The organism is Pararhizobium sp. LjRoot235, from assembly GCF_964254145.1.
GTDB lineage: Bacteria > Pseudomonadota > Alphaproteobacteria > Rhizobiales > Rhizobiaceae > Pararhizobium.
Genome location: NZ_CAXUSP020000002.1, coordinates 465,581 through 479,281, shown reverse-complemented (window position 1 = coordinate 479,281; position 13,701 = coordinate 465,581). Strand labels below are relative to the sequence as shown.

Sequence of the window (13,701 nt, the reverse complement as noted above, 5' to 3'; positions counted from 1 at the left end):
CGGTAGTGCCGCACGTACGGATCTGACCGGGGGCGATGGGTAACCATCGTCCCTACCGGGACCGGAGTGGTGGACAAGCCCGCCGCAGTGGACGGGCCGCCGATCATGGAGCGCCTGCTCCAGGGCATCGAGGACGAAGCTCGCATGGGCGGTTCGGCTCACTCGCCAGCCAACGATGCGGCGGGACCTGGAGCGATGTTCATCGATGAAGGAAATCATCGCTTCAGTGGGCGGTCGAGCTCAGCCTGGGCAAAATAAGCGGATGCTTTGCGCAGTATCTCGTTGGCCTGACGGAGCTCGCGGTTCTCCCGCTCAAGAACTTTCATCTTCTCGGCAACGTCGCCCGGAATGCCGGGCCGCGAACCACTGTCCACCTCGGCTTTCTTGAGCGTATGCGCCGAGCAGCCAATCTTGGCGGCTATCGAAGAGACTGCCGACCATCTCGATGGATTTTCGGCTCCATGTTCCGGCGCCATGCTGCCTATAGCATATTGATTTTATTAATAAAATAAATTCAGCCCATTTTTGCCTAGCGTGTTTCCTAGCCTTGAAATAAGGCATGTGGCATCCTTGCAAACATGTCCGCGCGCTTGAAAACAAAGCACCGCCGCCCCGCCGCCGATCCGCATCGCACCTTGCGCGGCGTGATCGTCGAAAACCCGTTCTATAGCCGCGCCCATGCTGGCGACGCCACAAACCCGCACGCTGCCGACCAGCTTCGGCGCGTCCGCCCTCTGCTTCGCGAGCAGGGTTACTTGCTTGTGTCGCGGATATGTGGCGAAGGGTATTCCTTGGGGGAAGTCGTGCGCCCTGGCAGCTCCAAGAGGGCGAAGCTCAACGCTGCCGACGATCTCCGCTCTTGTCTCGATATGCTTGTGAACTCTGGAACCTAGCGACGCGGCGCTGATGGCCCGCTTTGCCGCCTGCGGCCACCGTCAGCGCGGATTCCTGCCTTGGCCGGGAAAGTAGCGGCAGGCGGAAAGGGCCGCGTAGAGGGAAGCAATTGACTTGAATCCTCGCATATGGGTTGGATGTCTCCAACTGCTCCTGCATCGACCCGATCCGAGATGTGAGGGGTATTTGCTGCCTGATGGTGGCGAATTGGCGCGGTATGGCATGGGCACGGGACGAGCGTGATCGGGGTCCCAGACTTTTCTTCCTTTCCTATTAATCGTTCTGGGTCGATTTCTCGACCCGGACAAAGAAAAGGTATGCCCAAATGTACACGCGAAATGAACTCGTGAAGATCGCACGCCGCTATGGTTATTCGATCCGTCGTATCAACGGTGAAGATCGCCTGATAAACGATCAGCTCAATGCGGCGATGTACCTTCCGCGCACACGGGAAGAAATCGCCTACTTCCTAACGCACTTCGTAATGGATCAGGACAGCGACGGCGAGAATCCAGCCATCTTCGGCTGACTCTCATGAATGGGAACCGCCCGTGGTCAGCGGGCGGTTTTCCCGCGCATGTTCATCATGGCGGAGGAGGTAGCGGGCTTGGGCGAGTGCATTGCGCTCTGATTTCTCCAAACTGTCCCGATCTTGGGACAGTTTCCCGCGCCCGCCCTTGTTTTCGACTTCCGGCTTGAGCATCGCCCGCGCCATAGCTCACTGGCCTGCTGATAGGTTCCGCCGCTCGAAACTATTTCGCAGAGACACTGCCTTTCATCGAGGGGTGAATCATACATTTGAAATCATGCTTGCCAGCGGCACCGATCCTCACGGTGGCACTCTTGCCCGTGGCAAGCCGCCCGGTGTCGAAGGAGCCGTCCAGCGCCGTGGCGGTATGGCGGTTGGAATCGCCGTTGGTGAAGGTGATCGTGTCGCCGACGGCAACGTTCAGCCTGGCCGGACTGAATTTCATGCCCTTGATTTGGACGGCATGACCGGCAGCGAAAGAGGGCAACGCAAGGGCAAGCATGGCAACTGTCAGGGCAATGCGCACGTGATGTTCCTCCTCTGGTTCCCTTGCCGCGTGGGCGGCGGTGCTCTGCGACGAGGGCGATTACTACTGACGCATCAGATGGATGATTTATTCCCGACCTGCTGCCGTTTTACCCTCCAACCACCCCCGAAGTGACTGATTGCCAAACGGCGGTGGTAGGAGGACGATTCGTCAAAGGAGTAAAGAAAATGTTATTGCCGATGCTGTACGGATTCCTCGTCTTGCTTGCTCGTTATGGGACTTGAACCGCGTGATGAACTACCCCGCCCGGGTCCAGGTTTCCTGGTAAAAATTGCCGCAACCAGCGAAGTCGGGAAGAGCGGCTTGCAGAAATATCGGCGGGCAATCGGGCGTTGTCGATTGCACCCGGAGACGAGGAACGGTTCAAACTAGGGCGTAGACTCATAACGATCTGATCCAGATGCGTATTGCGGCGAGTTTGACCGCTGCGAGAAAGTTGCGTGGGTCTTTGTCATATCTGGTTGCAATGCCTCGGAACTGTTTGAGTTTGTTGAAGAAGCGTTCGATCAGGTTGCGTTGACGATAGACCCAGCGGCTGAAAGAGAAACTGGCCTTGCGGTTTTGTTTCGTCGGAATGTTGGCCCAGGATTGTTTTTCTTTGGCCAAATCGCGTAGCACATTGGTGTCGTAAGCACGATCGGCGAGCAGGATGGTGCCTTTGCGCATGTCCTGCAACATCGGCTCTGCCATCCTGATATCGTGAGCTTGCCCTGCTGTCAGATCGAGGCGGATCGGTCTGCCGTCTGCGTCGACGACGGCGTGGATTTTCGTCGTCAGGCCGCCACGGGAACGTCCCATGCAGCCATCGTCTCGATCCCCCTTTTTCCCGTGGCCGCATGCTGATGAACGCGAACACAGGAACTGTCGATCATAATGATATCGCCGTCGAAGGCCTTTGCGATCTCGTGCAAGACATGATCCCAAACGCCGGCCTTTCTCCAGCGCACAAAACGATTGTAGCACGTGGTGTAAGGGCCATATCGCTCCGGCACATCCGCCCAGGGTGAGCCCGTGCGGAAGCGCCACAGGATGCCGTTGATCACTCGCCGATCATCAACGCGCGGCACGCCGCGTGGCTTGTTCGGCAACAAGGGCTGAATAATCGCCCACTCGAAATCAGTCAGATCGAAACGACGACGCGTCACAAAAGGCCTCCAAATCAAAGCCCCAGTGAATCATTATCTCGTCGCTGACGAAACCCCGTTTATGAGTTTACGGCCTAGCACACGAGGGTCCGCCAACTTTTCGAAGGCTCCGTCACCGACCGCTTCACCAAAGACACCGCCGCCAAAGTCGCCAGCCGCTTGTCGCGCACCTCGGCGGCATTCTTGCCGCGTTCTTAACCAGCCCTGCCGCCTCGGTGCCGCTCATTTCGGCGCGCGGTGGGGAATTTTCCCCAGCCCTCAAATCATTGCGGATCGTCTTATGATCCACCCCCAGCACTCTCGCGATCTTGCGCTGTTCCGCCTCGGGTTGTAGTTCCTTGATCCGCTTGCGTCGCACTCGCCCGCTGCGAGCGGTATCCATACCTACATCGTTGAGGTTGCGACTGAGAGTTGCTTGGCCCGCTTTTCAATGGCATTAAATTCACGTTGGTAACACAGCGCGCCTTCGCCATTTTTCGAATTTGCGGATGTCGCCAGAAAGCTGAACGACGAGGGCGCTCGAAGGTCGGTTGCCATTTTGGGAGGGGCTCCGCCGTGAGGGTGGTGTTTGCAGGTTTTGGCGCAGTCGTCTGTATGCTGGTCGCGGTCACGTCGGCTCATGCTGAAACGACATGCGTGCCTGCGACGGGGACGGAAATTGAACAGGTCCGGGAAACCTTCAAGCTCGAACTCTTCGACAGCGATAGCGCCAAGTTTGCAAACGTCTGCAAGAGAACGCTGAGAAAGGAGCGAAAGAAACCGATTGTGGCTTACTGCGGGCTGCTAAACGCAAAGAACCGCTATGGCGCTTACGTCGGCTTTTCCGAATTCTGGTCGGTGCCACAGACGGGCGGGGCAGGTTTTGCGGTAGAGGATCTAGGCCCAGGCTTCAAGAAGCTTGACTTTGGTTACTGCTTAACCTGCATGATGCCCGAGAAGAGCACCCACGAGTGTTTAGAGCTGGTGCCCCAATCGGTACGACGAAGCAACTAGCCCCCTCCCTCTGCATCCGGTTTATGCGGAACTTTACCGGGCTGGGTATTTCGTTGGTGCACCGGGTGGCCGGAGGGACTGTTTCAAAGCGATTTACAAGATATCAGAGAACGAAGTAGCCCTTCTGCAGAGTCACGGCATCATCGAGATGGATTGCGAAATCAGCCTTCTTGTCGCCATTCACGTCAGCATAAACATAGGTGTCCGAACTCGTCTTTTCATATCGCAAATCGCCTGCTTTCCCGGTGAACAGCTTGGTGCCTATGAAACTGAATGTTTGGTTCCCCGTTAATACCGTGCTGGCATCAATTGCAGACAGGTCAATTCTGTCGCTGCCCCCGGTGAAATCGTAGATCGTGTCACGGCCGGCCGTGGCGTAGGTAGACTCCGCTATCGATCTGAAAATGAATGTATCGCTGCCCGTTTCCCCTCGGAGGTAGTCGTGTCCGCGGCCTCCAGTGATCTTGTCGGCTCCTGACCCGCCATAGAGGTAGTCATTACCGCCGTTTCCGATCAGCGTGTCGTTTCCGCCGAATAGCTTGACATAGTCGTTGCCGTTGCCGCCTCTGAAAATGTCATTTCCGCTCAGCGCATTGGCAATCACGACTGGGTCATCGCTCGTGGAAGAGGTTCTTGCGGCATTCACAATACTCGTCGCCGCGATGCTGACACCATCGACCGAGAAAAACTTCGTGCCATCACGGACAGCGGTATAGCTGTTCACGGTGCCGCTAATTGGCTCTCCGTTGGAGTTGTATTGGAAGCCTGCGCCACGAAACTCGTCAACGTCTCCGCCACCGTAGTCCGCGCGAAAGATGGTGGATCCGTAGGTATAGGAGTAGGCGTAATAGATTTCACTGAAATCTAGCTGCCTGATGTCAAGTCCAAGATTACTGTTTACCGAAATAGACGCGCCCATAAATCCCCCCAGCGTTATTAGTTAACCTATAAGTCCATTTCAGGTTGCAGGGCAATCGCTACCATTCGCGAGCCCGCGTAACTTTATTTATGAGGGTAAGTGCAACCTTTGACTAACATGCTGCCACGAATTTTCGCGGCACACTCTGCTTCCACGGGGATAGGGATTCTCAAGGTGTGGTTGCTATTGCTATTGGGATTCATGGTATTTGCTGGTGCGATTTACCTCTGGTTCCGCAAGGCGTCGCCGGCTGCCGGCGATAGTCGACCGGACAACCCCCGATTTCAGACGTGGGATGAAGCATTCAACCGTGCGATTACACACGATCTTCGGTTCTTCATCGAGTACGTGAACCGCGACGGAGAAATAAGCGAACGTGTGATCACACCCAAAAGCATTCACCTGATGCGCGGCCAAAAGTGGTTGTTCATCAAGGCGCAATGCCATCTCCGCAACGATGAGCGCACGTTCCGAAGTGATCGCATCCAGTTCGCGCGTAATCTCAAAACCAAGAGGGTGATTAACGATCTCGGGGCCTACCTTCGCTCAAGATATTGAAGGCCACTCTTTCCGCAGCGCCGTTTCCTACCTCGTTTTGGCGATGCCCCTAATCCTTGACTGTCAGGTGCGCTGTGCGACCCTGCGGGCTGGCGACCAGGTCAACTGGAGGATGCAGCGATGAACGTCGACCGGGCGGCCGGCTTCATTGAGGATTTGAATTAAGCGTGGAGAGTAAGCGTATGGGGGCGTTCAAGTTGAAAGCGACATTTGGGGAATTGAGGCGGGGACTGTGTCTAGCCATTTGTGCGGCCTTGCTATGCGGGTGCCAGTCAGCCACGACGTATACCGCCATGGAACAGGGCGTGGACGATCAGAAGTGCACGATGTTCGGCTACAAGGCAGGCACCGATGACCATCGGCGATGCATGTTCTACACTTACGGCGAGCGCGAACGTCGGACGGTCGCCAACAATCAGGCAGCGGCGGCGGTGCTGGTGGGCGCGGCCGTCGTGGGGCTCGCGGCCGCGGCGGCTGCAACCTCGCCGCGCTATCCGAGCTACTGGTGCGGCCGCTGGCGCTGCTACTATTATTGAGGCGGCGGCCCGCGAGTGAAAACGGATGGAGAATGGGCAATGGGCGGTTTTACTGACGAAGAAATAGCGGCAGAAATGAAGCGCCGCGACGATGCCATCAAATTGGAAGAGGAAGCGAGAAAAGCAGCGAAGCGTCATGCTGACCTGCAGCAGGCAGACACAAGATGCCTCCACTGTGGCAACCCAATGCGATCATGGGATGCCACAGACCTCGAAAATCCTTTGTGCGACACCTGCCTCTGACAGGGTCACGCCGCTGATTGTGTGGCGTAACGGCTTCCTGGGCGCAACCCGTTTCACGGACGCGCGTACTGGCAGGGCAATAGTTGGAAGCTGGGCATGGGAGGCTGGTCGATGAGCTATCGCCAACAGGTCTGGAGCGCAGCCGTTGCGGCCGCTCTCGGCTTGACGTTGCAGCCGATAGCTTGGGCCCAAGATACGGTCACTCAAACGGTGGAGCCCGGGCGCTGCAGAGACTTTGTCGCATGGATCGACCTACTGATGTCGCCACAGCCTCCAAAGGTCAAATACAGAGTCGAATTCCTTAGGCAACATGTACCGACTGGAAAATGCGACGTTGAAGCTGTGCGTGAAGCTGCACGCAGTTCCAAATACTTCCGTCATTCCCAAAAAGTAGAAAAAAGCGAAGCCTTCAGATTTGCTAGTGATACCCTTGTCGCAGATTTTGCAATCGATCTGCAGACCAGGGAAATACCTGTGATGTCGACCAGTATTCACGTCAAGAAAACGGAGGCTGATTATCAATGAGCGAGCGTATCGCTGAGGCTTCCTACGCTGTGTCCGCCTCCTTCGCCAGGCGCATGAGCCTCTGCGCGGCCGTGTGAGTGATGCCGCACTTCTGCTCGATCCATCGCATGAATTGACGGCGAGTAGCTGCCGGCCGAGCGCGGGAAAATCAGTGGAATTTGACCATGCGGCAGGTGCGGAACCCGAAGACCCTGCTCATAATTGCCGCCCGCAGGGCCTGGGTTAGGCGATCACTCAGGAAAAAAATGCGTTTCAAGGGCGGACTCACCCACAGATCAGGGCCCTCAAGTGAGGCCGGGCTGACAGCCACTTCGTCGTCAAGAAGATTTGACCGCATTCTGAAACCGCCAACCCCGTATTCAAGGACCCTTTGTGAGTGCTCACGCAGGAAAGTGTCCTTGCGCTCGCCAATATTCAGACAAAAGTATTCGCCTTCGACCGGCGTCTTGCGGTCATGCTGGAAAAGCTTGATCGGATAGAGCGAGGAATGGCCGAGATCGAATTGTTGCAGCACATCGGCACAGGCAGCAGAAACCACCACCGCACCGGCGGCAACCACGAGATCCGCCTGTTTCATTTCCTTCTTGTCAGGATATTCGGCAAAGATCTCCTTTGGGAAATGCTCGGCAGACATCCGCTCGCCGGCTTGGTTCAATTCGGCCACTTGGCCGAGATTCATCCCCGTCGGCAACGGATCAGCTGTAAACCCCTTGATCCGCGATGAATCCATGAAGGCGCGGCTGGCCCAGATCCGTGCGGTTTTAGATTGTGTCATAGGGCAATAGTCTCCTGCAATTCGGTGCACATTCCGCCATTCCTCTGGGGGGCAGCTCAGCTTCGTGAATGGTCTAAGTTGTAGCCATTTTCAGGAACCTGAAAACTACTCAATATGGATGTGGCGAGGGCGAACAACACCCGATGCTCCATGCACCTAAGCGGAGCCTCACTCATGGTGGGTCAGGAACGAGATTGAAGGCTGCTGTTGAGCATGCGGGTAGTGCTCAGCGCGGCGGCGGCAGATACCGCGACCAACGGAACCGGCATTGTAAAGAAAATATGATCGCCTTCAACGCGGTGCCGTCGCTGCCGCTGGCAATGCGCAACAGATTGCCAACGAGCTTCGCCTGCATCACGGCACTGCCGCGCCGCAACTCATCGCCGTAGTGCTTCAGCAAGGTCGGCACGGTCACATCGAGCACGGCGGCGATCTCCGCTTGCGGCACGGCTGCACCTGCCAGCGCTTCGACGAAGCGCCGCTTCACGGCGTCCGGCAGATGCGTTGGCCTTCCTCTCAATCGTTTTTCCATGACGGTGGAAAAATAACCTGTTCTCGGCCAAGAACATAGGCTACGGCGCGGTTGTGCTTGTCACTCTCGGCGATTTTTCGCAGCCTAGGAAAAAATCTATGCGTGAGAGGCGCGCGGATCCTGGCTGCTTTGTCTTTCATGTTTTCGCCCCCCCCGGGGCCAGGGAAAGGTCAGCTGTCCGCCCGTTGCGGCCTAGGACGTGCTGGTTTCAGCCGTCGCCTTTGCGCCACACATAAACGGACAATTTGCGCTAACAGAGGACGCCGGTCTGTCTAAAAAGGAAAGTACTTGCCACGCCTGCGGCGGCGGCGATTGGCGTGCGACGGCGCTGCGCCAGCAGAGTTTCCGCTGACCACTTCTTCACCTTGCTCCGCTTGCGCAGCCACCGTTGTTGCTCTGACCGTTCGGGCTTTGGCAGGTGTCGGGATCAACGTGCGGATAGTAGCGCCAGAGCTGGTGACGGAAGCGATTGGCAAACTGGAGGCGGGCATCCCGATGAGGCGTCGGTCGCGCGAGCGCGGTGATCCCGATGGAGGTTCGTGTCGGGTTTTTACTCCAAAATCGTTCTCGGTGAGCGGGCAACCAGTCGCGCATAGTCGATTGCCGACAACATGTTCGCGTGGTTTGCCTTGCCTGTGCCGGCAATGTCGAAGGCGGTCCCGTGATCGACGGAGACACGATCGATCGGCAGCCCGAGCGAGACGTTGACGGCAGTCTCGAAGGCAACGAGCTTGATCGGGATATGGCCCTGGTCGTGATACTGCGCCACCACCAGATCGAAGGCGCCGCCATAGGCGCGCGCGTAGACGGTATCGGCTGAAATCGGACCGACGACGTCGATGCCTTTCGCCTGCGCCAGTTCGACCGCCGGCGCCAGGAACTTCATGTCCTCGTCGCCGAACAGGCCGCCCTCGCCACAATGCGGATTGATGCCGGCGACGGCAATGCGAGCCCTGCGGCCAAGCCGCAGGAAATGTTTGTGCCCCGCCTCGATCGTCGCCAGCACCCGCTCGACTGTCGCCCGTTCGATGGCGGTGCGCAGCGACACATGCGTCGAGACATGGATCGTGTTCAGCCGCTCGGAAGCGAGCAGCATGAAGGAGCTCTTCGACCCGGTGAGATGGGCGAGAAGTCCGGTATGGCCATCGAAATGGTGGCCGGCGAGGTTCATCGCCTCCTTGTTGATCGGTGCCGTGACGATGCAATCGACATCGCCGAACATGGCAAGTTCGACCGCACGCTTGATGTAGCGCACGGACGCGTCGCCCGCCACGGGACTGACCTTGCCGATCTCCGGCAGACTGCCGTCGATCGCCACTTCATCGACCGCAACGACACCGGCAGCCGGCATCTCGGAAAACCGCAATTCCGTTCCCGTCACCCTGTTTGCCCGCTCCAGCGCCGCGACATTGCCGATAATGACGAAGTTTGCACGATCGGCCTCTGGCAGGGCTGCCAGCGCCTTGACGATGACTTCCGGTCCGACGCCGGCCGGATCGCCGAGTGTGACGGCTATGCGTGATGTGCTCATGATCGATATCCTCTGCGGGCGTTGCTGCCTCTGCGGTCCGGCATGGTGAGCGCGGGCCTATTGTCTCAATAGGCGGCCTGGTAGATCGAAAGAATGTCGCTCCGGCCAAGCTCGCGCGGATTGTTGTCGAGCAGGCGGCGAATGGCGAAGGCGTCGTCGGCCATGATACCGAGATCGTCAGCGGGCACGCCAAGGCCGGAGAGCCGCATCTCGATGCCAAGCCCGGCGCAGAAACCGAACGAAGCGTCGAACACCGATGCCTGGTCGGCGCCCGCCTTCAGGTTCAGCGCTTCGATCACCTGTTTCGTCTTTTCAGTAACGGCCGGCGTGTTGAAGGCCAGCACATGCGGGAAGATCAGAGCATTGGCTGCGCCGTGGGCGATATGCCAGCGGGTTCCGAGCGGATAGGCAAGCGCGTGCCCGCCGGCGGTATTGACCGGACCGAGACAGAAGCCGCCATAGAGCGAGGCAAGCGAGAGCCCTGCCCGCGCCTCCGCATCTGAACCGTCAGCGACCGCGCGGGCGAGATAACGCCCGACCAGGCGAACCCCCTCGATCGCATAGAGATCGATCATCGGGTGGGCCTTGCGGTTGGTGAAGGCCTCGACGCAATGCGCCATGGCATCGACGCCTGTCGCCGCCGTCGTCGCCGCCGGAACCGTAAAGGTCAGCGCGGGATCGATGACGGCGATGTCGGCAAGCATGTGGATGCTCTCGACCGCAAGCTTGGCCTGGGTTTGCGGATCGGTAACCAGGGCGCGAATGCCCGCCTCGCTGCCGGTGCCGGATGTCGTCGGCACTTGCGCAAGTCCTGCCCGGCGTGGTTGCGCAACCTTGCCAGCACCGACGACCTCTCGCAATGTCTGCACGGAACCGGCGAGCACTGATGCGAGCTTGGCGAGGTCCATGGCGCTGCCACCGCCGAAACCGACGATCAGGTCGGCGCGCGCCTCGTTTGCGACGGACAGAAGCAAATCGAGATTATTCGTGTCAGGCTCGGGCCTGACTTGCGAGAAGACGGTGACGTCGCCCGGCAACTCGAGACTATCGACGCGGGACGCGTTGAAAGCATCGGAGACGACGAGAACGCGCGAAAAGCCCCGAGCGGCCGCCCAACTCCCGAGTTTTGCCGCGACACCAACGCCGAACTCGATGATTTCAGGTCGAACGATCGTGATGGGCGCGCTCAGGCTTGTCATGATGGATCCTCGTATCTAGGTATATGCGCCCATCCGACGGTCGCAGTAACATGTAAATTTGTTACACAAGCCGAGCTTTTTTTGCAAGAGAGAACTTGCGATCGTCTGTCGTTTCCGCATCTCCGGTGCGATGATCCCGCGGCGTTTTATTTTGGATATAGCATTATCTATTTGTTTTAATTATAATTCGTCCTAGTTGGCACATGGACTGCAAACTGCACGATATATTACCCGATACCTGTAACGCGGCACAAAGTCGGCATAAGCCGGTCGTCATTACCATGTAAAAATATGAATTTTTTGCGCTTTTCGCACGCTAAAACGAGCGGTTCTTGGCCAACTTGTCAAAAGTTTTGGCCTAAAGAGGCGATTTTTCTGAATTCTAACCGCCTGCCGAAGCCCGTTGCGCCCGGCAGACTTCAGACCCTCAACCGAACGCCAAGCGCACGTATTTGATGGCGCGACGATAATAGGTGTAGGCGATATGCAGCGATCCATCCGCCCCTTCCACGATCGAGGGATAGGAATATTCGCGATTGAGCGCATCCTTGGAATTGTTGGTCAGGCAATTGCCATCGCCAGTCTCGAGATCGCGCCGGCGTGCGAAAGTCCGGCCTCCGTCATCGGAGAAGGCGAGGCTCATCGGAGAGCGCGGAACGCCCCAGATTGCCTTGTGCGCCAGGGAATCCGCGACAAGCTCGGATTTCTCGCTTCGCACGCCGTCTTCCGCCTCGATCTCGTCATAGAGCGAATGGCGCCGATCATCCGACGTCGAGGCATTGGAATGGTTATAGACGATGGCGATCCGTCCGCCTGAAAGGCCGGCCGCCTGGATCGACGAATTGTTGTTCGGCAGCTCCGTCGGTTCCGGCGCGCTCCAGCTCATACCGCCGTCGGCGGAGACGCTGCGCAAGATTTGCTCGGCAAAACGGTTACGATAAAAAGCCACCATCCGCCCCCCGTCTTGCGCGACGATGTTCATATGCACTGCTCCGACGCTGTCGGGCACATCGACCATCTCCCAGGTCTCACCGGCATCGCGCGATACGAGAACGGCCGCCGTATCGACGTCACCTGTCCAGCGCGCTCCAGGCACCCCTATGCATCGGAAGGCCGGAAGAAGCCAGGTTCCTTGGGCGTTGACGATGATCGGCTGACGCACGAATGTGCCCGGAATATCGCAGAGGACATCGACTGGGCCGAATGTTCGGCCGCCGTCCACGGAGGTCCGTCGCTTGACAATGGCACCGTCCTGGTTTCCCGAGGTTTGTGACGTGAAGATCAGCCAGACCTTGCCATCCGGTGCTGCGAAAAGAACGGGGTTCTGCTCCGATCGCTGCGGATCGTCCGACATCTTCTCGGGCTGAGACCAGCGGGATGAGCCCGCCACGAGCTGCGACATATAGATCGAGATGTCGCCCATGCCTTCCATCGTGCCGCCAAACCAGACGCAAGCGAGCGTTCCGTCGGGCAGAAAGGCGAGATTTGCGGCGTGATTTTGCACACAAGGCGAAGGCAAAAATGCCTCGAAGCGCCCTTTCTCCAGGGGATGCGCCGAGACTGCACCGTTCATCAACGCCGGAATTTCGTCGGGCCGAAGACCGGAAGTGGTGAGCATGGCCATTGCCCCTTACGGTAGTTGCGCGAACTTGGTTGCGAGATCTGCCTGTTCGGCCGCACTCAGCGCCATCAATGGCGGTCGCGGGCGCGCCCAGGCGACATTGCCGTTCTTCAATCCCACCATAGCCTTGATCGTCGGGATCTGGACATAGGAATTGGAGAGTGAGCGATAGGCGCTGATGCGCGCCTGCGCCACTTCGACCTCACCCGCACGGGCCGGATCGTTGGCGTTGTCGTAAACGACCCGCAGGGAATCGGCGACCAGATTGGACGTCGCTGTAATGCAGCCCGCGCCGCCAGCCTTTATCAGCGGCAGGAGCAGCGGATCGGCGCCTGCAAGCACGGAGAACCCAGGGAACGCTGCCACAAGCGCCTGCATATTGGCGAAATCGCCAGCGGAATCCTTGATCCCAACAACAGTATTGGGGAAGGCCTTGATCAGACGCCCGATCAGCGGAAGTGTCAGCGGAATGCCCGAAACCTGCGGGATGTGATAGAGCACGATCCGAAGCCGGTCGTCGGCGATCGTCTCGATGATCTGCGCATAGGCCGCGAAAAGCCCGTCGTCCGAAACGCCCTTGTAATAGAACGGCGGCAACATGACGACGCGGGTAACACCGACCGACAAAGCATGCCGGGTCAGTTCGATCGTTTCAGGGATGGCGGCAACGCCAGTGCCGGGCATCAGCTGACCGCCGGAGATACCGGACTTCAGCGCCGCCTCGAGGATGACACGGCGTTCTGCCGAGGAGAAGGAATTGGCCTCGCCTGTCGTGCCCAGCAACGCCACGCCGTGACACCCTTCCTCGATCAAACGGCGGCAATGGGCGGTGAACAGGCCAAGATCCGGCGTATAGTCGGCATTGAGCGGCGTGGTGGCAGCGCTGTAGACGCCGCTTATCCCTTGAATTGTCATCCTGCGAACTCCTCCTGCTCTGCCTGACGCGTTCGGTGTGAACCGCTAAAGGCACCCGTTTTTTCCGCAATCATGACAACTTGTCAAGGAAAATTCAGCGCGTGAAAATCAGCGTGGAAAATATCCTATTGAATAATATAGACTTTATCCGAAAATCGAATGCGGCAGTGAATGTCTGAAAGATTTAATGTTGACATATTTACAATATCAATCCAGTCTCTGACCTCATCATTGCGCGG

The 13,701-nt window shown here is 58.0% G+C and carries 15 protein-coding genes, 2 pseudogenes and 1 other annotated feature; of the genes and pseudogenes, 6 read left to right on the top strand and 11 right to left on the bottom strand.

Annotated features, from left to right (window positions below; translation table 11 throughout):
• Nucleotides 1-54: 54 nt before the first annotated feature.
• A pseudogene (locus tag ACSQ2Z_RS22990) lies at nucleotides 55-476 on the bottom strand (hypothetical protein); the annotation flags it as partial.
• Nucleotides 182-261, bottom strand: a sequence feature (AL1L pseudoknot). Its footprint overlaps the pseudogene before it by 80 nt.
• A gap of 764 nt (nucleotides 477-1,240) precedes the next feature.
• On the opposite strand from ACSQ2Z_RS22990, the gene ACSQ2Z_RS22985 reads away from it, so the two are divergent.
• The gene (locus ACSQ2Z_RS22985) at nucleotides 1,241-1,423 is read left to right on the top strand and encodes a hypothetical protein (protein WP_436083544.1); all 183 of its coding nucleotides are present in this window, start codon (nucleotides 1,241-1,243) and stop codon (nucleotides 1,421-1,423) included.
• Between the two features lie 3 nt (nucleotides 1,424-1,426).
• Here the strand turns inward: ACSQ2Z_RS22985 and ACSQ2Z_RS22980 are convergent, their stop codons facing one another.
• The 3 genes and pseudogenes from ACSQ2Z_RS22980 to ACSQ2Z_RS22970 form a co-directional block, all read right to left on the bottom strand.
• Nucleotides 1,427-1,609, bottom strand: coding sequence for a hypothetical protein (locus ACSQ2Z_RS22980; protein ID WP_436083543.1), 183 nt, complete (start codon nucleotides 1,607-1,609; stop codon nucleotides 1,427-1,429).
• 37 nt (nucleotides 1,610-1,646) lie between these two features.
• Nucleotides 1,647-1,949 carry a cupredoxin domain-containing protein gene (locus ACSQ2Z_RS22975; RefSeq protein ID WP_436083542.1) on the bottom strand — a complete coding sequence of 101 codons (303 nt, stop codon included), beginning with the start codon at nucleotides 1,947-1,949 and terminating at the stop codon, nucleotides 1,647-1,649.
• Between the two features lie 402 nt (nucleotides 1,950-2,351).
• Nucleotides 2,352-3,115 (bottom strand): annotated as a pseudogene (locus ACSQ2Z_RS22970) (IS5 family transposase).
• Between the two features lie 555 nt (nucleotides 3,116-3,670).
• On the opposite strand from ACSQ2Z_RS22970, the gene ACSQ2Z_RS22965 reads away from it, so the two are divergent.
• Nucleotides 3,671-4,108 carry a hypothetical protein gene (locus tag ACSQ2Z_RS22965; protein WP_436083541.1) on the top strand — a complete coding sequence of 146 codons (438 nt, stop codon included), beginning with the start codon at nucleotides 3,671-3,673 and terminating at the stop codon, nucleotides 4,106-4,108.
• Nucleotides 4,109-4,211: 103 nt separating this feature from the next.
• On the opposite strand, the gene ACSQ2Z_RS22960 is transcribed toward ACSQ2Z_RS22965, so the two are convergent.
• Entirely contained in the window at nucleotides 4,212-5,027 is an 816-nt protein-coding gene (locus ACSQ2Z_RS22960; protein WP_436083540.1) for a M10 family metallopeptidase C-terminal domain-containing protein, read from the bottom strand.
• Between the two features lie 99 nt (nucleotides 5,028-5,126).
• On the opposite strand from ACSQ2Z_RS22960, the gene ACSQ2Z_RS22955 reads away from it, so the two are divergent.
• The 4 genes from ACSQ2Z_RS22955 (at nucleotide 5,127) to ACSQ2Z_RS22940 (ending at nucleotide 6,889) form a co-directional block, all read left to right on the top strand.
• Entirely contained in the window at nucleotides 5,127-5,585 is a 459-nt protein-coding gene (locus ACSQ2Z_RS22955; RefSeq protein ID WP_436083539.1) for a WYL domain-containing protein, read from the top strand.
• 305 nt (nucleotides 5,586-5,890) lie between these two features.
• Nucleotides 5,891-6,121 carry a hypothetical protein gene (locus ACSQ2Z_RS22950; RefSeq protein WP_436083538.1) on the top strand — a complete coding sequence of 77 codons (231 nt, stop codon included), beginning with the start codon at nucleotides 5,891-5,893 and terminating at the stop codon, nucleotides 6,119-6,121.
• 39 nt (nucleotides 6,122-6,160) lie between these two features.
• Nucleotides 6,161-6,364, top strand: coding sequence for a hypothetical protein (locus ACSQ2Z_RS22945; protein WP_436083537.1), 204 nt, complete (start codon nucleotides 6,161-6,163; stop codon nucleotides 6,362-6,364).
• 111 nt (nucleotides 6,365-6,475) lie between these two features.
• Nucleotides 6,476-6,889, top strand: coding sequence for a hypothetical protein (locus tag ACSQ2Z_RS22940; RefSeq protein WP_436083536.1), 414 nt, complete (start codon nucleotides 6,476-6,478; stop codon nucleotides 6,887-6,889).
• Between the two features lie 148 nt (nucleotides 6,890-7,037).
• On the opposite strand, the gene ACSQ2Z_RS22935 is transcribed toward ACSQ2Z_RS22940, so the two are convergent.
• The 6 genes from ACSQ2Z_RS22935 to ACSQ2Z_RS22910 all read right to left on the bottom strand — a co-directional run bounded on the left by ACSQ2Z_RS22935 (nucleotide 7,038) and on the right by ACSQ2Z_RS22910 (nucleotide 13,462).
• The gene (locus tag ACSQ2Z_RS22935; RefSeq protein ID WP_436083535.1) at nucleotides 7,038-7,664 is read right to left on the bottom strand and encodes an imm11 family protein; all 627 of its coding nucleotides are present in this window, start codon (nucleotides 7,662-7,664) and stop codon (nucleotides 7,038-7,040) included.
• Between the two features lie 226 nt (nucleotides 7,665-7,890).
• The gene (locus ACSQ2Z_RS22930) at nucleotides 7,891-8,184 is read right to left on the bottom strand and encodes a hypothetical protein (RefSeq protein ID WP_436083534.1); all 294 of its coding nucleotides are present in this window, start codon (nucleotides 8,182-8,184) and stop codon (nucleotides 7,891-7,893) included.
• Nucleotides 8,185-8,746: 562 nt separating this feature from the next.
• Nucleotides 8,747-9,727 (bottom strand): 4-hydroxythreonine-4-phosphate dehydrogenase PdxA, encoded by a 981-nt coding sequence (gene pdxA, locus ACSQ2Z_RS22925; protein WP_436083533.1) that lies wholly within the window; start codon nucleotides 9,725-9,727, stop codon nucleotides 8,747-8,749.
• A 65-nt stretch (nucleotides 9,728-9,792) separates the two neighbouring features.
• On the bottom strand, nucleotides 9,793-10,926 hold the full coding sequence (locus ACSQ2Z_RS22920) for an iron-containing alcohol dehydrogenase (RefSeq protein WP_436083532.1): 1,134 nt from the start codon (nucleotides 10,924-10,926) through the stop codon (nucleotides 9,793-9,795).
• A 427-nt stretch (nucleotides 10,927-11,353) separates the two neighbouring features.
• Nucleotides 11,354-12,544, bottom strand: coding sequence for a sialidase family protein (locus tag ACSQ2Z_RS22915; RefSeq protein ID WP_436083531.1), 1,191 nt, complete (start codon nucleotides 12,542-12,544; stop codon nucleotides 11,354-11,356).
• Nucleotides 12,545-12,556: 12 nt separating this feature from the next.
• Nucleotides 12,557-13,462, bottom strand: a complete 906-nt coding sequence (locus ACSQ2Z_RS22910; RefSeq protein ID WP_436083530.1) for a dihydrodipicolinate synthase family protein — start codon at nucleotides 13,460-13,462, stop codon at nucleotides 12,557-12,559.
• Between the last annotated feature and the right edge of the window lie 239 nt (nucleotides 13,463-13,701).

Coding starts and splice junctions, on each gene's coding strand:
- ACSQ2Z_RS22960 (WP_436083540.1), bottom strand. CDS start 5,027: ATGGGCGCGTCTATTTCGGTAAACAGTAATCTTGGACTTGACATCAGG.
- pdxA (WP_436083533.1), bottom strand. CDS start 9,727: ATGAGCACATCACGCATAGCCGTCACACTCGGCGATCCGGCCGGCGTC.
- ACSQ2Z_RS22920 (WP_436083532.1), bottom strand. CDS start 10,926: ATGACAAGCCTGAGCGCGCCCATCACGATCGTTCGACCTGAAATCATC.
- ACSQ2Z_RS22980 (WP_436083543.1), bottom strand. CDS start 1,609: ATGGCGCGGGCGATGCTCAAGCCGGAAGTCGAAAACAAGGGCGGGCGC.
- ACSQ2Z_RS22935 (WP_436083535.1), bottom strand. CDS start 7,664: ATGACACAATCTAAAACCGCACGGATCTGGGCCAGCCGCGCCTTCATG.
- ACSQ2Z_RS22940 (WP_436083536.1), top strand. CDS start 6,476: ATGAGCTATCGCCAACAGGTCTGGAGCGCAGCCGTTGCGGCCGCTCTC.
- ACSQ2Z_RS22910 (WP_436083530.1), bottom strand. CDS start 13,462: ATGACAATTCAAGGGATAAGCGGCGTCTACAGCGCTGCCACCACGCCG.
- ACSQ2Z_RS22915 (WP_436083531.1), bottom strand. CDS start 12,544: ATGCTCACCACTTCCGGTCTTCGGCCCGACGAAATTCCGGCGTTGATG.
- ACSQ2Z_RS22945 (WP_436083537.1), top strand. CDS start 6,161: ATGGGCGGTTTTACTGACGAAGAAATAGCGGCAGAAATGAAGCGCCGC.